The sequence below is a fragment of the Streptomyces maremycinicus genome, assembly GCF_001184025.1.
Lineage (GTDB): Bacteria > Actinomycetota > Actinomycetes > Streptomycetales > Streptomycetaceae > Streptomyces > Streptomyces maremycinicus.
The window spans coordinates 583,226-607,491 of sequence record NZ_BBYG01000008.1; the positions used below are offsets into that span (position 1 = coordinate 583,226).

The following is a 24,266-nucleotide window of genomic DNA, read 5'->3' on the forward strand; positions in this document are numbered from 1 at the left end:
CCGCGCCCCTCGGAGGCCCTGGTGGACCCGGCGGCTCCGTTTCCGGGGAGGCCCCGGTGTCAGGCCGCGTCGTCCGGTGTCAGTCGGCGTGACAGCCGAGCAGCTCGGCCGTGGTGCCCCTCGACGTCGTCCGCAGGGTGACCGTCCGGTCGATGCGTGTGTCCGAACCGGTGAAGCGGAAGTCCGCCCGGCCGACCTCCGCGCCGTCGGCCGCCTGGGAGCGCACCGTGCAGTAGCCGCTCGCACCCGCGTCCTTGCGGACCTCCAGGTGGAGCCGCACCGCTTCGTCCGAGGTCGCCTTGAAGGTGATCACCTCGGCGCTGATCTTGTTCTGGCCGACGTAGTGGTAGGCGAAGTAACCGACCAGGGCGAGCAGGCACGCGCCCAGCACGGCGCCGGTGATCCGGAGCTTGCGGTCGGTCCGCTCGTCGGAGGAACGGCCGTAGCGGCCCTCGGGCAGCCGCGTGCTCGCCGTACTCATGATCGTCCTCCCGGCACGGAATTATTCGCCTTCCGATTCGGTCACTATAGAAGCCTGCGATCGCGCCGGTTCACACCGGGCGCCGACTTACCGAGGATTGAGTCTTGACTGACCAGCTGCGACTGATGGCCGTCCACGCCCACCCCGACGACGAGTCGAGCAAGGGCGCGGCCACCATGGCGAAGTACGTGTCCGAGGGGGTGGACGTGCTGGTGGTGACCTGCACGGGCGGGGAGCGCGGCTCCATCCTCAATCCCAAGCTTCAGGGCGACAAGTACATCGAGGAGCACATCCACGAGGTGCGCAAGAAGGAGATGGACGAGGCCCGCGAGATCCTCGGCGTCAAGCAGGAGTGGCTGGGCTTCGTCGACTCGGGCCTGCCCGAGGGCGACCCGCTGCCGCCGCTGCCCGACGGCTGCTTCGCCCTGGAGGACGTCGACAGGGCGGCCGGCGAACTGGTGAAGCAGATCCGCTCCTTCCGTCCCCAGGTGATCACCACCTACGACGAGAACGGCGGCTACCCGCACCCCGACCACATCATGACCCACAAGATCTCGATGGTGGCCTTCGAGGGCGCGGACGACGCCGCCAAGTACCCCGAGGCCGAGTTCGGGCCCGTGTACCGGCCGTCGAAGCTGTACTACAACCAGGGCTTCAACCGTCCCCGCACCGAGGCGCTGCACCACGCGATGCTCGACCGCGGCCTGGAGTCGCCCTACGGCGAGTGGCTCAAGCGCTGGGACGAGTTCGGCCAGAAGGAGCGCACGCTCACCACGCACGTTCCGTGCGCCGACTTCTACGAGATCCGCGACAAGGCGCTGATCGCGCACGCCACGCAGATCGACCCCGACGGCGGCTGGTTCCGGGTGCCGATGGAGATCCAGAAGGAGGTCTGGCCCACGGAGGAGTACGAGCTCGCGAAGTCCCGCGTCGATACCTCCCTCCCCGAGGACGACCTCTTTGCGGGCATCCGCGACAATGCCTGACATGAGCGCAAGCGTGAGCCTGGCAATGACGCACCTCGTCCCCCTCGCCAAGGAGGTCGACGAGAACAAGGTCACCCCCGGCGTCCTCGGCTTCATCGTCTTCGCGGCGATGGCCGTGGCGGTGTGGGGCCTGATGAAGTCCATGAGCAAGCACATGGGCAAGGTCGACTTCAAGGAGCCGGCGGACCCGGAGCAGGGCGCGACCACCGGCACGACGAACGCGGCGGCGACGGGGAAGCCCTCCTCGGCCGCGTGAGGCCGCCGCGTGGCGGGGCGGGCACGCGACGAGAGTGCGTGCCGAGCCGCTGAGCGAGCGGATCGGCGCGGACATGCGCGGGGCGGGGCCGTCACCCCACCCCGGCGCGTGCGCGCTGCTCCGCCGCGTGCGGCGTGCCGTACGCAGCCGCGCCGCCTGCCGTGAGCCGCTTGCCCCGGCCGCCCGGCGTGGGACGCCCCCGCCGCGTGGCGCTTGTCCCGGCCGCCGGCCGTGTGCCCCGCCGCCCGCGGCCCGGCGCGTGCCACCCGCCGTGTACCTGCCGCCCGCCGTGTGCCCGCCGCGCGGCGTTGGACGCCCGCCGTGTGCCGCTTGCCCCCGCCAGTCGCCGTATACCGCTTTCCCCTGCCGACCGCCGTGTGCCCCGCCACCCAGCGTGGGACGCCCGGCCGTATGCCGCTTGTCCCGGCCGTCCGCCGTGTGCCGCTTGTCCCGGCCGCCCGCCGCTTGCCCTAGCCGTGTGCCGTGCGCCCCGCCGCTCGGCGTGGGACGCCCGCTGCCCGCCCCCCCCCGGCGGGGACGCCCGCTGCCCGCCGCCCGGTGTGGGACGTCCGCCGTATGCCGCTTGCCCCCACCGCCCGCCGCCCGGCGTGGGCCGCTTGCCCCCACCGCCCCCCGGCGGGGCCGCTCGCCTCCCGGCGGGGGTCGCTTGTCCGCCGCCCGCCGCCCGCCGCCCGGCGTGGGCCGCCCCGCCGCCCGTCGCCCGCCGCCCGGCGTGGGCCGCTGGCCCCCGCTGCCCGTCGCCCGCCCCCCGGCGGGGACGCCCGACGACCGGCATCGGGACGTGTGGTGTGGGCGGTCAGTCCTCGGGCAGGGGCACGCCCATGACCTCTCGGCCGTGTCTGCCCGGTACCAGGCCCAGGCGCCAGGCCTGCCAGCCGGACTCCAGCCGGATGCCTCGCTCCAGCAGCAGGCCGTAGGCGTCCAGGCACTCGGTCAGTCTGGTGTCGCGCAGGGGGTGGTCGGCCCGGACCAGCTGGGCCAGCTCCTCCTGGGCCACCACCGTGCCGACCTCGACCCCGCCCGGCGCCCCGTACGGCAGCAGCGTGCAGCGCAGGAAGCGGGCCCAGTCCTCGCCGCGCCGGTCGCCGTACGACGCGAACAGGCCGGCCGCCTCGTCGCACAGGGCCAGCGCCGCCTGCGTCCGGGCGTTGCCCGCGTCGACGATCGCGAGCTCCAGGCAGGTCCAGGCCTCGCCGTGGGCGACCCCGATGCGCTGGAAGTCGGTGCGCGCGTCGACCAGGAGCTGCCGGGCGAAGCCCGAGTTGCGCAGTGAGCCGGTCTGGGCGGCGCGCTGGTCGCGGGTCACCCGGGCCGAGTGGTGACGGGCGCAGGCCAGGCCGTAGACGTCCCGCATGCGGGAGAAGAGCGAGCGGGAGCGTTCCAGTTCGCGCACGGCGTGGTCCAGGTCGCCCGTCTCCTCCAGGGCGAGCCCCAGGTAGTAGATCGTCCAGGCCTCCCCGCGCGCGTCCTCGTTGTCCCGGTGCCGCGACGCCGCCCGGCGCAGATCCTCCGCCGCCGGGCCGGGGTCCCCGGCGATCAGCCGGGCCCGGGCCAGCTGGGTGAGGGCCCAGGCCTCGCCGCGGGCGTCGCGGGTGCGGCCGTACAGATCGAGGGCCTCGCGCAGATCGGCCTCGGCGCGCGGGACGTCACCACGGCGCAGATTCAGCTGGCCCAGCTGGAAGTGTGCCCAGGCCTCGCCGTGCACGGAGCCGCCCTCGCGGTGCAGGACCAGGGAACGGGTGAGCAGGTCGAGGGCCTCCGCCAGGTGCGCCCGGTCGCGCTCCACCGCCGCGAGCGCGTGCATCGTCCACGCCCGGTCCGTGGCCAGCTCGGGCGCGGCCTGGAGGTCCATCGCCTCCCGCAGCTTCGCCGCCGCCTCCGTCAGCTGGCCCTGGTGGTGCAGGGTGATGCCCAGCGAGCACAGGGCCCGTGCCGCACCCGCGTCGTGGTGGGCCTGGAGGTAGAGGTCGACGACCGAGCTGAGCGTCGTGCGGGCCTTGTCCAGCTCGCCCAGCTGACGGGCCGCGATACCCGTACGCCACTGCACGGAGCGCACCAGCAGGTCCTGGCCGACCGACTGCGCCAGCTCGCTGATCTCACCGAGCCGGTAGAGGTCGCCGCGCAGCAGGCAGTAGTCGCAGAGGGCGCCCAGCAGGCTCAGCACGGCGTTCTGGTCCACGCCCTCCGCGTGCCGCAGCGTCGCCGTGATGAAGCTCGACTCGTCGTCCAGCCAGCGCAGCGCCTCGTCCAGGGAGGTGAAGCCGTGCGGGGTGAAGCGGTCCGAGCGGGTCGACATGTTGCCGTCGACCAGCCGCAGCACGGAGTCGGCGAGCTCGGCGTAGCTGACGATCAGCCGTTCCTGGGCCGCCGAGCGCTCGGTCTGCTCCTCCTCGTCGAGGAGCCGGGCCTGGGCGAAGGACCGGACCAGGTCGTGCAGGCGGTAGCGGTCGCCGCGGACGTGGTCGACCAGGCCGGCGTCGGCGAGGGCCGTGAGGTGGCGGGTCGCCTCCGCGCGGTCCGTGGCGAGCAGGGCGGCCGCCGCGGCCGTCCCGAGCGAGGCCCGCCCGGCCAGGGCCAGCCGGCGCAGCAGTCTGCGGGTCACGTCCGGCTGGTCGGTGTAGCGCAGCCACAGCGCGCGCTCGACGGGCCCCACGGGGCCGTACACGCCGAGGTCCGCCGCCAGCGCGCGCGGTGAGCGCGGGCCCAGCGAGGAGCCGACGACGCGCAGCGCCAGCGGCAGACCGCCGCACAGCTCCCTTATTCGGTCGGCGGATTCGGCGTCGTACGGGCCCGAGGTGTCCTGGGCGGCCGCGCCGAGCAGTTCCTCCGCGCCCGCCGCGTCCAGAGGTCGTACCGCCAGCTCGTGCACCCACGCGGACAGCTCGGCCGGCAGCACCGGCGGGGTCCGGGCGGTGACCAGGACCAGACTGTCGGAACGTTCCGGCACGAGGGCGCGGATCTGCTCCGGATCCGAGGCGTCGTCCAGGATCACCGTGACCGGCAGGCCCGTCAGGTGCTGCTGGTACAGCTCGGTGAGCCGTTTGACCTGCTGGTCCGCGGACGCGCGCTCACGGAAGAGGAGCTGCTCGCGGGGCGCGCCGAGCCGGTTCAGCAGATGCAGCAGCGCGTCCCGGGTGGGCAGCGGTGTGCCTTCCGCGCTGTCGCCGCGCAGGTCCACCACGCAGGCGCCGCGGAACTGGTCGCGCAGATCGTGCGCGGCCCGCACCGCGAGCGCGGTACGGCCGCTGCCGGGGGGCCCGTGCAGCACGACGACCGTCGGCCGGGTCGTGGTGCCGGCCCGTGCCGCCTGCACCCACTGCCTGAGCTGCCCGAGCTCCGCCCTGCGCCCGGCGAACGGGCCCGCCGGTTCCGGGAGTTGAGCGAACGACTGGGCGAGCACGGTCCGGCCGCGGGCCGCCGCGCTCTTGTCGGCGCCGCGCAGCCGTGGTCCCGGAGCCTTCTTCGGGGCGGTCGTCGCGGTCAGCATCCGCTGCTGGTCCAGGAACGGCCGGATCCCCCGCACCTCCAGCGCGGTGAGCCATTGCAGCCGCAGCTGCTCGGCGCCGCCGGGCTGCCCCGCCTCACCGGCCCGGTGGTGCGCGGCCGGCAGATGGGAGCCCGCCACCTTCACGACGGTCGCCGCCGCGCCGACGACGCCGACCGTCACCCCGGCGCCGAGCGCGGTGCCCGGGCCGGTGCCCAGCGCGAGATCGGCGACCGCGGTCGTGACGGCGGCAACTCCCGCCACCAGCAGGGGAGTCCGCCCGCCCTCCCGCGCGTACCGCTGCCCGAAACTGACCTGCCGGGCCTCCGTCTCCTCCAGGGCGCGCGCGTACGCCTCGTACTCCTCGGCGGCGGTCTGCGCCATGGCGTCCAGGGCACCGCGCGCCCGCGTCATCAGCACCTGCCGGTCGCTGCGCCCGCCGGAGCGCCGCACCTCCTCCTCCACGGCCCGCGCCAACAACCGCTCGGCTTCCGCCCTATGGCCGTCCCGCATGTCCCGTCCCCCTCCGGAGGTCACCGCTTTCCTTGGTCAAGTGTGCGGCGGGCGGCCCCGCGAAGCGAGGGGGCGAAGGGCCCGGGTGGGCGCGGCGGTGACCGCCCGGGGGCGCCTGACGTCGCACGGGCGGGGTACTGCGGCAGGATGGACCCCATGCCGAACCGACTGGCCCATGAGACGTCTCCGTACCTCCTCCAGCACGCCGACAACCCCGTCGACTGGTGGCCCTGGTCGGCGGAGGCCTTCGAGGAGGCGCGCCGGCGGGGCGTGCCGGTGCTGCTGAGTGTCGGGTATTCGAGCTGTCACTGGTGCCATGTGATGGCGCACGAGTCCTTCGAGGACCAGGAGACCGCCGACCACCTCAACGAGCACTTCGTCAGCGTCAAGGTCGACCGGGAAGAGCGTCCCGACGTGGACGCCGTGTACATGGAGGCCGTGCAGGCCGCCACCGGGCAGGGCGGCTGGCCCATGACGGTGTTCCTGACGCCCGACGCCGAGCCCTTCTACTTCGGGACGTACTTCCCGCCCGCGCCCCGGCAGGGCATGCCCTCCTTCCGGCAGGTGCTGGAGGGGGTCCGGCAGGCCTGGACCGAGCGGCGGGACGAGGTGGCCGAGGTCGCCGGGAAGATCGTCCGGGATCTCGCGGGGCGGGAGATCTCCTACGGGGACGGCGTGGCCCCCGGCGAGCAGGAACTGTCGCAGGCGCTGCTGGGCCTGACCCGGGAGTACGACCCGCAGCGGGGCGGCTTCGCCGGCGCGCCGAAGTTCCCGCCGTCGATGGTGATCGAGTTCCTGCTGCGCCATCACGCGCGGACCGGTGCCGAGGGGGCCCTCCAGATGGCCCGGGACACCTGTGACCGGATGGCCAGGGGCGGGATCTACGACCAGCTCGGCGGCGGTTTCGCCCGGTACTCCGTGGACCGTGACTGGGTCGTGCCGCACTTCGAGAAGATGCTGTACGACAACGCGCTGCTGTGCCGGGTCTACGCCCATCTCTGGCGGGCGACGGGCTCCGAGCTGGCCCGGCGGGTCGCGCTGGAGACCGCCGACTTCATGGTGCGCGAACTCCGCACCGAGCAAGGCGGGTTCGCCTCCGCGCTGGACGCCGACAGCGACGACGGGAGCGGGAAGCACGTCGAGGGCGTGTACTACGTGTGGACGCCCGCACAGCTCACCGAGGTGCTCGGGCCGCAGGACGCCGAGCTGGCCGCCCGCTACTTCGGTGTCACCGAGGAGGGCACCTTCGAGCACGGCTCCTCCGTCCTCCAACTCCCGCAGCAGGAGGAGGTCTTCGACGCGGAGCGGATCGCCGGCATCAAGGAGCGGCTGCTGCGTGCGCGCGGCGGACGGCCCGCGCCGGGCCGGGACGACAAGGTCGTGGCCGCCTGGAACGGGCTGGCGATCGCCGCGCTCGCCGAGACCGGCGCCTACTTCGACCGGCCGGACCTCGTCGAGGCCGCGGTCGGGGCCGCCGACCTCCTCGTCCGGCTGCACCTCGACGAGCAGGCCCGCATCGCCCGGACCAGCAAGGACGGGCAGGTCGGGGCCAACGCGGGAGTGCTCGAGGACTACGCGGACGTCGCCGAGGGGTTCCTCGCGCTCGCCTCCGTGACCGGGGAGGGCGTCTGGCTGGAGTTCGCCGGATTCCTGCTCGATCACGTCCTCGTCCGGTTCGTCGACCCCGGGTCCGGCGCGCTGTTCGACACCGCGGCGGACGCCGAGCGGCTCATCCGGCGGCCCCAGGATCCGACCGACAACGCGGTGCCCTCCGGCTGGACCGCCGCCGCCGGCGCGCTGCTGGGCTACGCAGCCCACACCGGGTCGGAACCGCACCGCACGGCCGCGGAAAGGGCGTTGGGCGTCGTGAAGACCCTCGGGCCGCGGGTTCCCCGGTTCATCGGATGGGGGCTCGCCGCCGCCGAGGCACTGCTCGACGGGCCCCGCGAGGTGGCCGTGGTCGTGCCCGACCGGGCCGACCCGGCCTCGGCCGCACTGCACCGTACGGCGCTGCTGGGTACCGCCCCGGGGGCGGTCGTCGCCTTCGGCACCACGGGGAGCGACGAGTTCCCGTTGCTCGCCGACCGGCCGCTCAGCAACGGTGAACCGACCGCGTATGTCTGCCGTAACTTCACCTGTGACGCCCCGACGACCGATCCCGAGCGACTGCGTGCGGCGTTGACCACGGTGGTGAGCGGCTGAGACGGCCGGAAACAGCTGCTCAGCACGGTTGATCCGTGAAGGAAAGTTGAGCACCTGTTCCGATAAGTCGGGTTACGAGCGGCAGAGTTCCGAAACAATCTATTTATCGGAAGAGTTCCCCAACTTCACAGAGTCCCCCTAGTCTCTCCACAGTGACGCGACGGAGCTGACACGCCGTCGCGACAGGGGGCTCTGGGATCTGGGGGGATCTGCTTGCTCACATCTGTCTTCATCACCGCTGTCTCACTGGCCTTGTTCTGGATGGCGGCGTTCACCCTGTGGTGGCAGATGCACGCGTGGCGTACGCCCGAAGTGCTCGCTTCCACCCGGTTCAGCAGTCCGGACGGCGACGAACACGTCTCCTTCTCGCTGCTGCTTCCGGCACGGCACGAACAGGCCGTGCTGGACCACACCATCCAGCGGCTGCTGGAATCCAGCCACACCGACTTCGAGATCATCGTCATCGTGGGGCACGACGACCCCGAGACCACGGCGGTGGCCGAGAGCGCCGCCGCACGCGACCCGCGCGTCCGTGTCGTCGTCGACACCCACGAGAAGAAGAACAAGCCGAAGGCCATGAACACGGCGCTGCCGCACTGCCGCGGCGATGTCGTCGGGGTCTTCGACGCCGAGGACCAGGTCCATCCCGAGCTGCTCGCCCATGTCGACCACGCCTTCCGGACCACGGGGGCCGACGTCGTGCAGGGCGGGGTGCAGCTCATCAACTTCCACTCCAGCTGGTACAGCCTGCGCAACTGCCTGGAGTACTTCTTCTGGTTCCGCTCACGGCTCCATCTGCATGCGCAGAAAGGATTCATCCCGCTCGGCGGCAACACCGTCTTCGTCCGGACGCACACCCTCAGGGAGGCCGGCGGCTGGGATCCCGACTGCCTGGCCGAGGACTGCGACCTCGGTGTCCGCCTCTCCAGCGTGGGCAAGAAGGTCGTCGTCGCCTACGACTCCGACATGGTGACCCGGGAGGAGACCCCCGGCTCGCTCATGTCCCTGCTCAAGCAGCGCACCCGCTGGAACCAGGGCTTCCTCCAGGTCTACCGGAAGAAGGACTGGAAGCAACTGCCCGGGTTCGGGCAGCGGTTGCTGGCCCGCTACACCCTCATGACGCCGTTCCTCCAGGCGTTCTCCGGGGTCGTCATCCCGCTCAACGTGGCCGTCGCGCTCTTCCTCGACGTGCCCGTGGGGATCGCCTTCGTCACCTTCCTGCCGGCGGTGACGGCACTCGTCACCTTCGTCTTCGAGCTCGTCGGCCTGCACGACTTCGGCAAGCAGTACGGCCTGCGCGTGCGTCCCGTGCACTACCTCAAGCTCGTCGTGGGCGGTCCCTTCTACCAGGTCCTCCTGGCGGGAGCCGCGATGCGCGCCGTCTGGCGTGAGCAACGCGGCCGCAACGACTGGGAGTTGACCTCGCACGTCGGCGCGCATCTGACCGCTGCCACTGCTTCCGGGCCCGTGGCCGCCGCCGCTCCCGGACCCGTGGCCGGGCCCGCTTCCGATCCCGCAGTGATACGAGAGGACGTTCCTGCGTGACCTCCACCCTTCCCGCGGTGACCACCGGCACGGTCCCCGCGCAGCGCAGACCTGTGCCTGATGCGCGTTCGGCCGGCCGAACGACCCCGCCGGAGCGACTGCGCCGGTCCCGTCCCGACCTGATCCTGTGCGGCGTGCTCCTGGTGGCGATCCTCGTCGTGCAGGGCTGGAACATCGCCGACTACCCGGCCCTCAGCGACGACGAGGGCACCTACCTCGCCCAGGCCTGGGCAGTCCAGGAGGGGAGGGGCCTCGCCCACTACACCTACTGGTACGACCACCCGCCCCTCGGCTGGATCCAGCTCGCCCTGCTGACCTGGATCCCCAAGCTGATCAGCCCCGAGTCGATGACCGTCGGCGCGATGCGGGCCACGATGCTCGTCGTGGGCGCGGTCAGCGCCGTACTCGTCTACGTCCTCGGGCGTCGGCTGTCGCTGCCCCGCTGGGCCGCCGGGCTCGGCATGGTCCTGTTCGGGCTCTCCCCGCTCTCGGTCGTCCTCCAGCGGGAGATCTTCCTCGACAACCTCGCGGTGATGTGGACCCTGCTCGCGTTCACCCTGGCCGCCTCGCCGAGCCGCCATCTCTGGCACCACTTCGGGGCGGGCGTCGCCGCCGCGACGGCCGTGCTCACCAAGGAGACGATGCTCTTCGTCCTCCCGGCGGTCTTCGTCACCATGTGGCGGCACAGCCACCGCGACACCCGTAAGTTCGCCCTCACCGGCGCGGTCACCGCCTGTGTGCTGATCGGCCTCGCCTACCCCCTCTTCGCCCTGCTGAAGGGCGAGTTGCTGCCGGGCAGCGGCCATGTCTCGCTCTGGGACGGCATCGCCTACCAGATGACCAGACCCGGGTCGGGATTCATCCTCGACCAGGGCTCGGGGTCCCACGGCGTGCTCCGCTCATGGCTCTACTACGACCGGGTGCTGATCCTCGGCGGCCTCGCGGGCGCGCTGCTGCTCCTGCTCACCTGGCGCTGGTCGGTCACCGCCCGCGCCCTCGCCGGACCGTCGCTCGCGGTGGCGATCCTCGCGGTGGTCGCGCTGCGGCCCGGCGGCTACCTGCCCGCGATGTACGTCATCCAGGCCCTGCCGTTCCTCGCGCTCGTCCTCGCCGGCGGCACGGCCAGCGTCGCCCACGCCGTCCTGCGCAGACGGCGCGGGCCGGACGAGGGGCGGTGGCGGACCGGTGGCCGCTACGCCCTCGCGGCCGTCCTCGCCCTGGCGGCCGGGGCGTACGTCGTCCCGCGCTGGTACGACGGTGACCGCACCGCCGTCACCGCCGACGCCAACGCCCCCTACCGGGCCGCGTCCGCGTGGATGGCCACCGAGGTCGAGGACCCGGCCGGCACCCGGGTCCTGGTCGACGACGCGCTCTGGCTCGACCTGGTGCACGCCGGCTACCGGCCCGGGCCCGGCGTCATCTGGTTCTACAAGGCCGACCTCGACCCGGCGGTCACCAAGACACTGCCGAACGGCTGGCGGGACATCGACTACGTCGTCGCCTCGCCGACCGTCCGGCGGGACGCGAGAGACCTGCCGCAGGTCGGGGCGGCCCTCGAGCACTCGACGCCGGTGGCCACCTTCGGCTCCGGTGAGGACCGGATCGAGATCCGGCGGATCCAGACCGACTCCGGAGGCGTCCGATGAGCCACGACCACACCGAGTACAGCGCCCCCGTCCCCGATCTGAGCACGCTCGGCCTCTCGGCACCGGCGGGAGCGCCCCTCGGGCGCACGGACGAGGCGGCACTCGCCGAGCCCGGCGCGGTCACCATCGTCGTACCGACCTTCAACGAGTCGGCGAACATCCGCCAACTGCTGCACCGGATCACCGAGTCGGTGCCGTCCCGGCTGCCCTGCGAGGTCGTCTTCGTCGACGACTCCACCGACGACACCCCCGAGGTGATCCGGGACGCGGCGCGCGACTGCCCGTTCCCGGTGACCGTGCTGCACCGGGCGGAACCGGTCGGCGGGCTCGGGGGCGCGGTCGTCGAGGGCATGAAGGCGGCCGGGTCGGACTGGATCGTCGTCATGGACGGCGACTGCCAGCATCCCCCCTCCCTGGTGCCGGAACTGGTGGCCACCGGGGAGCGGTCGAACGCCGGACTCGTCGTCGCCTCCCGGTACATCAAGGGCGGCAGCCGCGCGGGGCTCGCGGACAGCTACCGGGTGGCCGTCTCCCGCGGGGCGACCTGGCTCACGAAGGCCCTGTTCCCGCGCAGACTGCGCGGCATCAGCGACCCGATGAGCGGGTTCTTCGCGATCCGGCGCAGTGCGGTCACCGCCGACGTCCTCAGGCCGCTCGGCTACAAGATCCTCCTCGAACTCGCCGTCCGCAGCCGCCCGCGGGAGGTCGGCGAGGTCCCGTTCGTCTTCGAGGAGCGGTTCGCGGGCGAGTCCAAGTCGAGCGCGAAGGAAGGCTTCCGCTTCCTGCGCCATCTGGTCGGGCTGCGCACCGCGTCGCCGGTCGCCCGCATGGTCGGCTTCGGGCTGATCGGGGCGACCGGGTTCCTGCCCAACCTGCTGGGGCTGTGGGCGCTCACCGCCGCCGGACTGCACTACGTGCCGGCCGAGATCCTCGCCAACCAGCTCGGCGTCGCCTGGAACTTCGTCCTCATCGAACATCTGCTGTTCCGCGACCGCCGCGCCCACCGCCGCTGGTGGGACCGGGCCGGCCGGTTCGCGCTGCTCGCCAACGCCGACCTCGTGCTGCGCATCCCGCTGATCGCGCTGTTCGTGCACCGGTTCGGGATGGGCGCGCTGTCCGCGACCGCGCTGGCGCTGGTCACCACGTTCGTCGTGCGCTTCGCCGGTACCGAAGCGCTGGTCTACCTCCCCCGCAGAGGGCCGCGGGGGAGCCGTACCGCAAGGAGAGCCGTGTGAACAGACGCCGCAGACGGATCGCGATGCTGGCGGTGGCCGGCCTCACCGGAGGCCTGTTGCTGACCGCGCCGCAGCCCGCGTCCGCCGCCGATCTCATCAAGAACGCCGGTTTCGAGACGGCGGGTACGGACGGTATGCCGTACTGCTGGGAGAAGTCGGGGTGGGGCGACAACGACTTCACCTTCACGCACACCTCGGACGCGCACACCGGCGCCAAGGCGATGAAGGTGACGCTGACCCGCCGGGTCGACGGCGACCGCAAGGCGCTGATCACCGAGTCCGCGGCGTGCGCGCCCGCGGTGACGCCGGGCAGGCAGTACGACCTGTCGCTCTGGTACAAGTCGACGACCCCCGACACCTCCCTCACCCTCTTCCGGCACGACCCGGTGGCGGGCTGGCAGTACTGGACCGACCTCAAGACGCTGGACATGGCGTCCGTCTACACCCCGGCCGGTGTCCGCACCCCCGCGGTGCCGGCCGGCACCGACCGCATCACCTGGGGCGTCTCCGTCTACGGGACCGGCTCGGTGACCACCGACGACTACACGATGGAACCGGTGCCGGACGTCCTGCCGCCCGCGACCTGCACCGGCACAGCCGACCAGTGCGCCGACGGCCGCTGGGACGTGCTGCCCACGCAGAACCCGGTCCGCTCCATGCACTCCGTCGTCCTCAACAACGGCAAGGTGCTGCTGATCGCGGGCTCCGGCAACAGCGAGGAGCAGTTCGCGGCGGGCACGTTCACCTCGGCGGTGTACGACCCGGTGAACGGCGGCTACAAGGTCGTCCCCACGCCGAAGGACATGTTCTGCGCCGGACACGTGCAGCTGTCCGACGGTCGCGTCCTCGTGATGAGCGGCAACAAGGCCTACCCGGTGGCCGGCGGGCACGGCTACGAGGGCTTCAAGGACTCGTACGTCTTCGATCCCGTCACCGAGACGTACAGCAGGACCAACGACATGAACGACGGCCACTGGTATCCGTCGGCCACGGTCATGGGCAACGGTGACGTGCTCTCCTTCGGCGGGCTGCGCGAGGACTCCACCGGGTCGGTGACCGCCGAGCTGTTCTCGCAGGCCGAGCAGCGCTGGCAGCCGCTGTGGAAGGTCAACCAGACCTGGTCGTACTGGGGTCTGTACCCGTCGATGATCCTGATGCAGGACGGCCGTCTCTTCTACTCGGGCAGCCATGTCTTCGGCAACAACATCCCGGGTACGGGTGCGGCGGTCTACGACTACGCCGCCAACACGGTCACCCAGATCCCCGGCCTCCAGAACAAGGACCAGCGCGACCAGTCGGCGAGCGTCCTGCTGCCCCCGGCGCAGGACCAGCGTGTCCTCACCCTCGGCGGCGGCAACATCGACTCCAACCCGGACGGCAACCGGCTCACCGACATCATCGACCTGAAGGCCGCGAACCCGTCGTACGTCGCCGGGCCGCCGCTCCCGCAGGGCACCGTCGACCTCGGCAACGGGCCGGTGCCCGAGACCGGCGCCCAGGGCAAGATGTACGTCTCCGCCGTGCTCCTGCCCGACGGCAAGGTGCTGGAGACGGGCGGCGCGCTGCACAACCGGGCCGACCCGGTCTTCGAGTCCTCGCTCTACGACCCCGGTACCAACACCTTCGATCCCGTCGCCGCCGACCCGCAGGCCCGCGGCTACCACTCGTCCTCGTTCCTGCTGCCCGACGGCCGGGTGATGTCGACCGGCGACAACCCGGGCAACGGCACCTGGAACCACAACGTGTCCATCTACACCCCGCCCTACCTGTTCAAGGGCGCCCGGCCGGCGATCACGTCGGTCATCGACACGGAGTGGACGTACGGCGAAACCCAGCGCATCACGGTGGACCGGCCCATCGCCAAGGCGGAGCTGATCCGCCCGGCGGCGGTGACCCACTCCTCCGACCCCAACCAGCGCTTCGTGGACCTCCCGCTGTCGGTCGACGGCAACAACGTCGACCTCAATGTGACGAGCAACCCGAACCTGGCGCCGCCCGGCTGGTACATGCTCTTCGCGGTGGACGCCAACGGGGTGCCTTCGGTGGCGAAGTGGGTGCACCTCCAGGGCCCGGCCGGACTCGCCGCGGACTCCGCCTCGGCGTTCTCGGTGTCCTCGGGCACCGGGGCCGCACCGCACGTGCACTCCTTCGCCGACGGCCTGACCGGCAAGGTCGCCGGCCCCGGCAGGAAGCGGACCTCGCAACCGGTCGGCCCGACCGTCTCCGGCTGCGACCGGCACTACGGCTCGGCCAACGTGTGCGTCCCGACGGCGTTCCCGGCGACGGTGAGGAAGACGACGGCCGCCCGCTGCTCCTGGCTCCGGACCAACGACTACGGCCGGCTGAGGGTCAACGGCAAGGACGACCCGCTGCGCCTCGACCCCGACCGGGACGGCCTCGCCTGCGGAAAGGGGGATCTCCGCAAGGGCTAGACCTGTCCCGCGGACTCCGCCAGGGCGCGCTCCACGATGGCCACCAGCTGTTCGTGGTGCGCGCCCTTCCAGTACGCGCGACCGCAGGACAGGCACTGCGCGAACACGTCGTACGACTGGCGCGTGCCGTGCCGCAGCTGGTCGGCGACCTCGTCCTTGGTGGCCTTGCGCAGCAGGCCGTTGCAGGCGGTGCACCTGGTCCAGGGAAGCAGTTCGGGCGCGAACCGTTCGAGGACGTCGCGGAGCTGCTCCTCGGGGTCGGTGCTGTAGACGTACGCGCCCGCCCACAGTTCGCGCCGCCGCAGCAGGCCCCGGTCCCGGCTGAGCATGACGCGCTGTTCGGCCGCCGAGCGGGCGGCGAGTGCCGGGTCGCCGATGTCGGTCGACTCGTACGCCGTGTCCACGCCGAGCAGGCGCATCCGGCGGGCGAGGGTGCCGAGGTGGACGTCGAGGAGGAAGCGCAGCGGGGCTCCCGGGATCCGCTGGGGGCGGGCCACCGGGCGGACGGTCACCGACTCACCGGCGGCCGGGATGTGCGAGGCCGGCAAGACCCGGCCGTCGACGAGCAGGGTGCCGACCTCCGTGAGGGGCACTCCGAGGGACTCGACGACGTGGCCGAGCGTGGAGACGCCGTCCACGGCGAGCGGGGTCGCTCCCGCGCGCCGCGCGTGCGGGACGAACAGGGCCAGCTCCGGGGCGACTTCGACGCGGATCTCGAATGCGTTCACCTGATCAGGATGGCACGGTGGCGGGGCCGGGGTTCAGCGGTTTTCCTTGCTCAGGCCGTGTTCCAGGACCTCCAGCGTGCGGTCGAGGAGCGCGGCGAAGTCGTCCTCGTGGTCGTGCTCGCCCCAGTACAGGGCGGTCTCCATCAGACCGCCGAGCAGGGACATCGTGTAGACGCGGACCTCCAGGCTGTCGGGGTCGCGGCCGACGCGCTCGCCGATGGCGACGCAGAGCGTGCGGCCGATCACCGACATGCTCTCCATCATCCGCGAGCGCACCGCCGGGACCTGGACCATCAGGTGGGTGCGCAGCCGGGCCACTTCCGGGTCCTCGTCGAAGCCCCTGCGGGCGCCCTCCCGCATCACGTACCGCATGGTGTCCCTCAGCGGCTCGTCGGCGGGCCGGGACCGCAGTTCGGCGAGCAGGATCGGGTCCTGTTCGTCGGTGAGGATGATGTCTTCCTTGGTCGGGAAGTAGCGGAAGACGGTCGACGGCGACACCTCGGCGCGTTCGGCGATCTGGTCGATCGTCGTGGCGTCGTACCCCTGTTCCTCGACCAGCGCGTAGGTCGCGGTGCGGATGGCCTCGCGGGTCTTGATCTTCTTGCGCTCCCGGAGACCGGGCTGCGGGTGGTCGGCGGGAGAGCTGATGTGTGCGGCCGTCATGCGCTCATTGTCGGGCATCGGCCGTGGGGGCCACCAAGCCGGGAGCGGCGTCACCGGTACCCTCACCGGCTCCGTCCGCCGCCTCCCCGGTCTCCTCGGCGCGGGCGGTTCCGGGCAGGAAAGCGGCCGCCAGCAGCGCGGAGGCCAGGGCGGCGATGCCGCACACCAGCAGCACCAGGCTCATGCCGTGGACGTAGGAGGAGTTCGCGGAGGCGGCGAGATCGGCCAGGTTCGCCTTCTCGGCGATCACATGGGCCGCGACGACCGAGTCCCCGGCGGTGTCGGCGACCCCGGCGGGCAGCCCGGTGACGTCGAGGCGGTCGCGGAAGGTGCTCGCGAGCAGGCTGCCCAGCAGGGCGACGCCGATGGCCGCGCCGACCTGGCGCAGGGTCATCAGCAGGCCGGAGCCGCTGCCGGCCCGGTCGGTGGGCAGGGTGCCCAGGGCGCCCGCCATGGCGGGCACGATCGAGAAACCGAAGCCGAATCCGACGATGGACAGCCACAGCGCGGTGAAGCCGTACCCGGAGTCGATCGTCGTCCGGCTGCCCAGCAGCATGGCGAAGGCCAGCACCACCAGGCCCGCGCTCACCACCGCCCGTGCCCCGAACCGGGCCACGACGGGCTGCGCGGCCCGCGCGGCGACGATCAGACCGCCCATCATCGGCAGCAGTCGCACACCGGTGCCGAGGGCGTCGTTGCCGAGGACGGCCTGGAGGTACTGCGGCAGGACGAACAGCAGGCCGGACAGCACGAACATCAGGAGGGTCGCCGCGAGCGTGTTGAACAGGAACCCGCGGTGGGCGAGCAGTCCCATGTCGAGCATGGGCCGCGCGACCCGGCGTTCGCGCAGGACCAGCGCGGTGATCAGGACGAGGGCCACCGCATCCATGGCGAGGACCAGCGGGTCGCCCCAGCCCCGGGTGGGCGCCTCGATGATCGCGTAGATGAGCGCGCCGAGCCCGGCCGCGGTGAGCGCGGTGGAGACGATGTCGACCTCGGGGGCGGCCGGGTCGCGGGTCTCGGGCAGCAGGAAGACGCAGGCGGCGATGCCGATCGCGGCCATCGGGATGTTGATGAGGAAGACCGAGCCCCACCAGAAGTGGTTGAGCAGCCAGCCGCCGATGATCGGCCCGAGGGGCAGGCCCAGCGTCGAGCCGGCCGAGACGATGCCGACGGCCTTGGTGCGCTCCTCGGGCGCGAACAGCGAGGGCAGCACCGACAGCGCGAGCGGCGTGACCAGCGCGGCCCCGACGCCCATGACGGCGCGGGCGGCGATCACCGCGTTCACGTCCCCGGCCAGGGTGCCGACCAGCGAGCCGGCCAGGAAGATCCCCAGCCCGGTGATCAGCATGTTCCGTCGGCCGAATCGGTCTCCCAGCAGACCGGCGGGGAGCATCAGGGCCGCGAAGACCACGATGTAGGCGTCCGCCATCCACTGTTGCTGACCGGTGGTGGCGCCGAGCTGCTCGGCCATCGTCGGGAGCGCCACGTTCAGGATCGTCATGTCGAAGCCGAGCGTGAGCATGCTCGCGACCAGGGCCCCCAGGGCCCACCACCGGCGGGGATCCGAGCCCACCGCAGCAGAGTTCGTGACAGTAGCCATGAAATGAGAGTAACTCTCAAAAGATGGTGTATGTCAATCGTCGTGCGCTCCGGGTGTGCGCGACGGGCGCACGAAAAGGGCCACGGCTCGCGAGCCGTGGCCGAAGGGATGCGGGAGGTGGTGTCATCCGTGCTGGTACGCCACCAGGGAGATGCCGACGTAATGCACGACGAACGCCGCGAGGGTCAGGGAGTGGAAGACCTCGTGGAAGCCGAACCAGCGCGGTGACGGGTTGGGGCGCTTGATGCCGTAGATCACGCCGCCGGCGCTGTAGAGGAGGCCGCCGACGATCACCAGGACCATGACGGCGATGCCGCCCGCCCGCATGAAGTCCGGCAGGAAGAAGACGGCCGCCCAGCCCATCGCGATGTAGCAGGGGGTGTAGAGCCAGCGCGGCGCGCCGACCCAGAAGACGCGGAAGACGATGCCGGCCGCGGCGGCGGCCCAGATGCTCCACAGGAGCCACTGCCCTTTGGCCTCCGGCAGCAGCAGCATGGTCAGCGGCGTGTAGGTGCCCGCGATGATCAGGAAGATGTTCGCGTGGTCGAGTCTGCGCAGGACGCCGTCCATCCGCGGGCTCCAGTCGCCGCGGTGGTAGAGGGCGCTCACCCCGAACAGGAGGCAGGCCGTCAGGGCGAAGATCCCGCAGGCGACGCGGCCGCGGGACGAGTCCGCCAGGGCGGTGAGGACCAGTCCTGAGACGAGGGCGGCCGGAAACATGCCGAGGTGAAGCCAGCCGCGGAGCTTGGGCTTGATCTCTTCCGACAGGGAGTGCGCGACGGACGCGGGGCCGGCGGCCGGCGAGTCCGCGGGCACGTCGGGGACGGACGCAGTCATGGGCGAATCGTACCTACGGAACCGTAACTTAGGCGTCAGTACGGCCTGTCGGGCCGTCAGGAGTGTCCATCCTCTCACGCCGGCCGGTCCGGCCCGGGTCAAGAGGCTGTCGGCCGAACGTCATGTGGACGCAAAACGTCGCGTCTACACGTGGCCATCCTCACTCCGCTCACCTGTGAGGCCCTCTGGACATATGGGCGGTACCATCGGATGATCAAATGAGTGCGGTCGACACCGGATGAGCGCCAAGGTCACCATCCGAAGCATCCGGGTCGCAGCCCCCACGGGGCCTCCAAACAAAAAATCCCTCATTTAGGAGCAATCGTGGCGCGCGACATCGCGGCTCCCCCCGTCATCCCCACCGACCACCAGGAACTCGTCTCCTGGGTGAACGAGATCGCCGAACTGACGCAGCCGGACAACGTGGTCTGGTGTGACGGATCCGAGGCCGAGTACGAGCGACTCTGCGACGAGCTCGTCGAGAAGGGCACCTTCAAGCGACTCGACCCGGTGCAGCGCCCGAACTCCTACTACGCCGCCTCCGACCCCACCGATGTCGCCCGGGTCGAGGACCGCACCTTCATCTGCTCCGAGCAGGAGAAGGACGCCGGCCCCACCAACCACTGGAAGGCGCCCGCCGAGATGCGGGAGATCTTCTCCGGGGAGAAGGGGCTGTTCCGCGGCTCCATGCGCGGCCGCACCATGTACGTCGTCCCCTTCTGCATGGGACCGCTGGGCTCCGACCTCTCCGCGATCGGCGTCGAGATAACCGACTCCGCCTACGTCGCCGTGTCCATGCGCACCATGACCCGCATGGGACAGCCGGTGCTGGACGAACTCGGCAGCGACGGCTTCTTCGTGCGTGCCGTGCACACGCTCGGAGCGCCGCTGGCCGAGGGCGAGGCCGACGTCCCGTGGCCGTGCAACCAGACCAAGTACATCTCGCACTTCCCCGAGAGCCGCGAGATCTGGTCCTACGGCTCCGGCTACGGCGGCAACGCCCTGCTGGGCAAGAAGTGCTACGCCCTGCGCATCGCGTCCGTCATGGCCCGCGACGAGGGCTGGCTCGCCGAGCACATGCTGATCCTCAAACTGACCCCGCCGCAGGGCGAGTCGAAGTACGTCGCCGCCGCCTTCCCGAGTGCCTGCGGCAAGACCAACCTCGCCATGCTGGAACCCACCGTCTCCGGCTGGACGGTCGAGACCATCGGTGACGACATCGCCTGGATGCGCTTCGGCGAGGACGGGCGCCTGTACGCCATCAACCCCGAGGCCGGCTTCTTCGGCGTCGCGCCCGGCACCGGTGAGCACACCAACGCCAACGCGATGAAGACGCTCTGGGGCAACTCGGTCTTCACCAACGTCGCCCTCACCGACGACAACGACATCTGGTGGGAGGGCATGACGGAGGAGACTCCCGCCCACCTCACCGACTGGAAGGGCAACGACTGGACGCCGGAGTCCGGCGTCCCCGCCGCCCACCCCAACGCCCGCTTCACCGTCCCCGCCGCGCAGTGCCCGATCATCGCGCCCGAGTGGGAGGACCCCAAGGGCGTGCCGATCTCGGCGATCCTCTTCGGCGGCCGCCGCGCCTCCGCGGTCCCGCTGGTGACGGAGTCCTTCGACTGGAACCACGGCGTCTTCCTCGGCGCGAACGTCGCCTCCGAGAAGACCGCCGCCGCCGAGGGCAAGGTCGGCGAGCTGCGCCGCGACCCCTTCGCCATGCTGCCCTTCTGCGGCTACAACATGGGCGACTACATGGGCCACTGGGTCGACGTCGCCAAGGGCAAGGACCAGGCGAAGCTCCCGAAGATCTACTACGTCAACTGGTTCCGCAAGAACGAGGCGGGCCAGTTCGTCTGGCCCGGATTCGGCGAGAACAGCCGCGTGCTGAAGTGGATCGTGGAGCGCCTGGACGGCAAGGCCGAGGGCGTCGAGACCCCGATCGGCATCCTGCCGACCAAGGACGCCCTCGACACCAAGGGCCTCGAACTGGCCGACTCCGACCTCGAGTTCCTCCTCACCGTGGACAAGGAGGTCTGGCGCGAGGAGGCCGCCCTGGTCCCCGAGCACCTCAACACCTTCGGCGACCACACCCCGAAGGAACTCTGGGACGAGTACCGCGCGCTGGTGCAGCGCCTGGGCTGAGGAAGCCCCGAAAAACTCCGCGGCCGGCACGGATGTGCCCTGACCAGCGATCGTCACGGCCGGCCGCGGTGCGATACGGCGAGGCCGCGTACAACGGCGTACGTGGCTCTGGGTCTGTCGTCCGCTTCCCGTCCGCCCCGACGGGAAGCGGATGACAGACCTTCGCTTTCCCGGGGACCGGCTACTGCGAGCGGTCCTCCAGATAGCGGGTGTGCGTCTCCTGGCGCCGGGCCTCGGTCTCCCTCAGCGCGGCCGCCAGCCGCTCCGCCTCCTCCTGGAGAAGGCCCAGCTGACGTTCCAGGTGCCGCTCCGGGAGCTCCTGACCGGGAGTCATCCGCGTCCACCAGCGCGCCCGTACGAAACCGTCGACCGCCTCGGGCAGATCCCGCCGTACGGTCCGGGAGAGCACGTGGACGCCCTCCGGGTCCTGGGCGAGGACCTCGGCGACCCAGCCGGGCTCCAGCAGCGCGGCCAGCAGGCCGGTGAGTTCGGTCAGACGTCCGGCGGCGGCCGGCGGCAGCTCGATCTCCCCGAGATACCCGCCGAGCCGCTCGAAGTCGTCGCGCAACGCGTCCAGCTGGGCCGACGCATCCGGGAAGTCGGGCAGCGGCGGCCGCTCCGGCGGGGCGACCAGCGCGCCCGCGCCGTACAGACCGGCCACCACGACGGGCCAGTACGCGCCCGCCGTCCCCGTGAAGGTCAGCACCAGTCCGGCCAGCCCGGCCGCGCTGCCGGTGATGTTCTTGCGGGACTCCAGGTATCCGACGAACCTACTGGTAGCCACGGATCTCCTCGAAGGCGCCGTCCAGCGAGCCGTCGCGGGCGTCGAAGAGCCGGCCGCCGGTCAGGTCGGCGATGTGCTCCAGTTCCGAGCGGTCGGAGTCGCCGAAGAGGATGGGGAAGACGGGGATCCGCTGTGCGGCCGGGCCGAGGTCGTCCCGGTAGAAGGCGTCGAAGTCGCCCGCGTCGTCGCCCTTGGTGTTCTCGCCGTCCGTCATCAGCACGATGGAGGTGAAGGTGTCCCGGTCGGTGCCCAGGTGGTCGTAGGCCTTCTCCAGCGAGGTGTAGATCGCCGTCTCGCCGTCGGCGGTGAGCTCCTCGGTGTCCTCGCGGATCGCGGCCAGTCCGGTCTGCGGATCGGCGGGGCTGACGACATGCGTGGCGACGCTCTTCACATCCGACCCGAACGGCATCAGCGTCACCTCCTCGCGGTCGCGGAAGTCACCGGTGAGGCCGGTGAGGGCGTCCTTGAGACGGCTCAGCCGGTCGCCCTCCATCGACCCCGAGGTGTCGAGGACGTACACGGTCCGCGACGGACGGCGCAGCTCGTTCTCGTAGGCGTCGAGCAGCCCGTCGGCGACGGACCGGCTGCCGGGGAAGGGCAGTTCGCGCCGGCGGGTGGTGTCGAGGCCGGTCGCGGGCGGGACGGAGGCGACGACCGGGCGGCGGTGCGTCTCGGTGGTGATCAGCCGCTGGACGGCGTCGGTGCGCAGGGCGTCGGTGACCCGCTTGACGTTCGCGCGGGTCGTCGCGTCGCTCGCGGCGAGCGAGGAGAGCGGGTAGTCGGCGGTGACGACACCGTCGGTGGGGCGGATCACGGTGAGCCCCGGGATGCCCTTCAGCACGGACTCGTAGTTGAGCAGCGCGTCGATGTCACCGCGCCGGGTGTACGCGCTCGCCAGCCAGCCCGACGATCCCGAGGTCAGCTGCTGGCCCTTGAAGAACTCCTTCAGTCTCGGTGTCGCCTCGGTGACGTCCGCGTCGGTGAGCGCCGACTGCGCTCCCGACAGCGCCGAGGCGACCGAGATCAGCGTGGCGAAGCCGGAGTGGGAGCGGGCCGGATCGGTCATGCCGTAGGTGAGCCGGCCGTCCTGGACCGCCTGCTCGATCTGTGACCAGGTGACCCGGCCGTTCGCCCAGCCGAGGGAGGCGAGCTCGGCCGTCTTCACCCCGAGGGCCACCGGGCTCGACATGATCGGCGTCTCCGAGACGACCTTCTTCGCCGCGTCGGGGCGCAGCCGCAGATAGTCGTCGGAGGACAGCCAGACGGCGTCGTACTTGCCGTCGGTGCCGCCCTTCGCCAGCAGGTTCACCGCGTCCAGGGTGCCCAGGTAGGTCGGCCGGACCCTGACGCCGGTGTCCTTGCGGACCCGCTCGAGCACCGGCGCCATGTCGCTCAGCTCGCTGGAGGCGAGGATCCGCAGCGTGCCGGGCTCGGGCGCGTCGGGGTCCTCGGCGTCGCTCGGTGCCGAGCAGGCGGTCAGCAGGAGGGCGAGGGCCGTGGACGCGAGGAGGGAACGTCTCATGCGAGCCCGCCTTCCAGGGCGCCGCGCGAGCGGCTGCGGTCCAGATAGGTGCTCGCCTGCTGGAGTTCGGCCGTCAGGTTCTCCACGGTCACGGCCATCGCCTCGGTGGCCCGCACCTTGTAGGTGTCGATGGTGTCGAGGGTGCGGTAGATCTGCTGGAAGGCGGAGCGCAGGGTCTCGGCGCCGACCGCCGGGTCGGCGGCGATGCGCTGGATCTCCCCGCTCTGTGTGGCCAGCATCTCCGCGTTTCCCCGGATGAGGTCCTCGGTGGTGCCGCGCAGCGCGTCGACCTGCTCGATCACCTTCTTCTGGTGGTCCAGCGCGGAGGCCAGCATCACGGAGATGCGCAGGGCCGAGACCGTGGTCGTGGCGGCCCGGTCGACGCCCTTGATCAGCTCGTCGTTGTTGCGGCGTACGACGTCCATGGCCAGATAACCCTGTGCGCAGACCGCGAGCTGGGTGAGCAGGTCCTGGTGCTTCTGCCGGACCGGGAAGAGGACGTCGGCCCGCAAGGTGTCGGCCCGCTCGGGGTCGCTGATCTCGGCGTCGGCGACGCGCCGCCCGACCGCCGTGTCGAGGGCGTCGGTCAGGACGACGTACTCCTGGAGCTTGCCCATCGTCTCCCAGAGCCGGACGCGCTCGGTCTGGAGCGCGGCGTTGTCGCGCCGCAGTTCGTCCTGGCCGCCGCGCAGCGAGCCCACGATCCGGTTGAGCGTGCCCTGGGCGGAGGCGTACTTGGCGACGTGGTCGCGCAGCTTGTTCCCGCCGGGCAGCCGGGACAGGAACCTGCGTCCCCTGGCGGCCGGCGGATCACGCGGGTCCAGGTCCTCGACCACCCGCCGGAGTTCGACGAGCGAGCCCGCGACCTGCGACTGGGCGTCCCCGCCCTGGTCCGGCAGGCTCCTGATGGTCCGCTCCAGCATGCGGTTGGACTGCGCGGCGGCCGTGCGCATCTCACCGGCGCCCAGCGCGGTGATCTCGCCGACCTTGCCGGCGAACTCGGGTGAGCGGGCGTCGAGCGCGGCGAGTCCCTCGACGTACGCGGCGGCCTTCGTGGCCATGTCGGTACGGACGGATTCGTCGACGGGCACGAGTCCGCCGGCCTTCTCGCGCGGCACGGCGGCGACCGCCTCGGGCGGCGTGAGGGTGAAGGTGGAGGTGTCATCGGACATGTGCTGTG

The 24,266-nt window shown here is 71.6% G+C and carries 17 protein-coding genes; 8 read left to right on the forward strand and 9 right to left on the reverse strand.

The window, feature by feature from the left end:
- Positions 1 to 79: 79 nt before the first annotated feature.
- Complete coding sequence (locus tag AOQ37_RS02775) at positions 80 to 481, reverse strand: DUF4307 domain-containing protein (protein ID WP_062640714.1); 402 nt, start codon at positions 479 to 481, stop codon at positions 80 to 82.
- Positions 482 to 606: 125 nt separating this feature from the next.
- On the opposite strand from AOQ37_RS02775, the gene mca reads away from it, so the two are divergent.
- Together mca and AOQ37_RS02785 are read left to right on the forward strand one after the other, a co-directional pair.
- A complete protein-coding gene (gene mca / locus AOQ37_RS02780) occupies positions 607 to 1,467 on the forward strand; it encodes a mycothiol conjugate amidase Mca (RefSeq protein ID WP_062640715.1) in 861 nt (286 codons plus the stop codon).
- Entirely contained in the window at positions 1,460 to 1,723 is a 264-nt protein-coding gene (locus AOQ37_RS02785) for a hypothetical protein (protein WP_078889949.1), read from the forward strand. The genes mca and AOQ37_RS02785 overlap by 8 nt, the downstream gene beginning before the upstream one ends.
- Positions 1,724 to 2,540: 817 nt before the next feature.
- Here AOQ37_RS02785 and AOQ37_RS02790 read toward each other — a convergent pair.
- Entirely contained in the window at positions 2,541 to 5,741 is a 3,201-nt protein-coding gene (locus AOQ37_RS02790) for a tetratricopeptide repeat protein (protein ID WP_062640718.1), read from the reverse strand.
- Between the two features lie 156 nt (positions 5,742 to 5,897).
- Here AOQ37_RS02790 and AOQ37_RS02795 point away from each other — a divergent pair, with 156 nt between their 5' ends.
- The 5 genes from AOQ37_RS02795 (at position 5,898) to AOQ37_RS02815 (ending at position 14,801) form a co-directional block, all read left to right on the forward strand.
- Entirely contained in the window at positions 5,898 to 7,943 is a 2,046-nt protein-coding gene (locus AOQ37_RS02795; protein WP_062640719.1) for a thioredoxin domain-containing protein, read from the forward strand.
- Positions 7,944 to 8,156: 213 nt separating this feature from the next.
- Positions 8,157 to 9,488 carry a glycosyltransferase gene (locus AOQ37_RS02800; protein ID WP_062640721.1) on the forward strand — a complete coding sequence of 444 codons (1,332 nt, stop codon included), beginning with the start codon at positions 8,157 to 8,159 and terminating at the stop codon, positions 9,486 to 9,488.
- Positions 9,485 to 11,134, forward strand: coding sequence for a phospholipid carrier-dependent glycosyltransferase (locus AOQ37_RS02805; RefSeq protein WP_062640723.1), 1,650 nt, complete (start codon positions 9,485 to 9,487; stop codon positions 11,132 to 11,134). The genes AOQ37_RS02800 and AOQ37_RS02805 overlap by 4 nt, the downstream gene beginning before the upstream one ends.
- Positions 11,131 to 12,369: a glycosyltransferase gene (locus AOQ37_RS02810; protein ID WP_078889950.1), complete on the forward strand. Its 1,239-nt coding sequence runs from the start codon at positions 11,131 to 11,133 to the stop codon at positions 12,367 to 12,369. Before AOQ37_RS02805 ends, AOQ37_RS02810 begins: the two co-directional genes overlap by 4 nt.
- 23 nt (positions 12,370 to 12,392) lie before the next feature.
- Positions 12,393 to 14,801 (forward strand): galactose oxidase early set domain-containing protein, encoded by a 2,409-nt coding sequence (locus tag AOQ37_RS02815; protein WP_234436804.1) that lies wholly within the window; start codon positions 12,393 to 12,395, stop codon positions 14,799 to 14,801.
- On the opposite strand, the gene AOQ37_RS02820 is transcribed toward AOQ37_RS02815, so the two are convergent.
- The 4 genes from AOQ37_RS02820 to trhA all read right to left on the reverse strand — a co-directional run bounded on the left by AOQ37_RS02820 (position 14,798) and on the right by trhA (position 18,632).
- Positions 14,798 to 15,529, reverse strand: coding sequence for a Mut7-C RNAse domain-containing protein (locus tag AOQ37_RS02820; RefSeq protein WP_062640727.1), 732 nt, complete (start codon positions 15,527 to 15,529; stop codon positions 14,798 to 14,800). The two genes, AOQ37_RS02815 and AOQ37_RS02820, sit on opposite strands and share 4 nt — an antisense overlap.
- Positions 15,530 to 15,562: 33 nt before the next feature.
- On the reverse strand, positions 15,563 to 16,192 hold the full coding sequence (locus AOQ37_RS02825; RefSeq protein WP_062640729.1) for a TetR/AcrR family transcriptional regulator: 630 nt from the start codon (positions 16,190 to 16,192) through the stop codon (positions 15,563 to 15,565).
- 4 nt (positions 16,193 to 16,196) lie between these two features.
- The gene (locus AOQ37_RS02830; RefSeq protein ID WP_062640731.1) at positions 16,197 to 17,795 is read right to left on the reverse strand and encodes a DHA2 family efflux MFS transporter permease subunit; all 1,599 of its coding nucleotides are present in this window, start codon (positions 17,793 to 17,795) and stop codon (positions 16,197 to 16,199) included.
- A gap of 123 nt (positions 17,796 to 17,918) precedes the next feature.
- Positions 17,919 to 18,632: a PAQR family membrane homeostasis protein TrhA gene (trhA, locus tag AOQ37_RS02835; protein WP_062640733.1), complete on the reverse strand. Its 714-nt coding sequence runs from the start codon at positions 18,630 to 18,632 to the stop codon at positions 17,919 to 17,921.
- A 324-nt stretch (positions 18,633 to 18,956) separates the two neighbouring features.
- Here trhA and AOQ37_RS02840 point away from each other — a divergent pair, with 324 nt between their 5' ends.
- Positions 18,957 to 20,780, forward strand: a complete 1,824-nt coding sequence (locus AOQ37_RS02840; protein ID WP_062640735.1) for a phosphoenolpyruvate carboxykinase (GTP) — start codon at positions 18,957 to 18,959, stop codon at positions 20,778 to 20,780.
- A gap of 181 nt (positions 20,781 to 20,961) precedes the next feature.
- Here AOQ37_RS02840 and AOQ37_RS02845 read toward each other — a convergent pair whose 3' ends face one another.
- Genes AOQ37_RS02845 through AOQ37_RS02855 form a run of 3 tightly spaced genes read right to left on the reverse strand, consistent with a single transcriptional unit; the run spans position 20,962 to position 24,258 of the window.
- Complete coding sequence (locus AOQ37_RS02845) at positions 20,962 to 21,564, reverse strand: hypothetical protein (protein ID WP_062640737.1); 603 nt, start codon at positions 21,562 to 21,564, stop codon at positions 20,962 to 20,964.
- Positions 21,551 to 23,086, reverse strand: a complete 1,536-nt coding sequence (locus AOQ37_RS02850; RefSeq protein ID WP_062640740.1) for a vWA domain-containing protein — start codon at positions 23,084 to 23,086, stop codon at positions 21,551 to 21,553. The genes AOQ37_RS02845 and AOQ37_RS02850 overlap by 14 nt, the downstream gene beginning before the upstream one ends.
- Positions 23,083 to 24,258 (reverse strand): toxic anion resistance protein, encoded by a 1,176-nt coding sequence (locus AOQ37_RS02855; RefSeq protein ID WP_062640742.1) that lies wholly within the window; start codon positions 24,256 to 24,258, stop codon positions 23,083 to 23,085. The genes AOQ37_RS02850 and AOQ37_RS02855 overlap by 4 nt, the downstream gene beginning before the upstream one ends.
- Positions 24,259 to 24,266 lie beyond the last annotated feature (8 nt).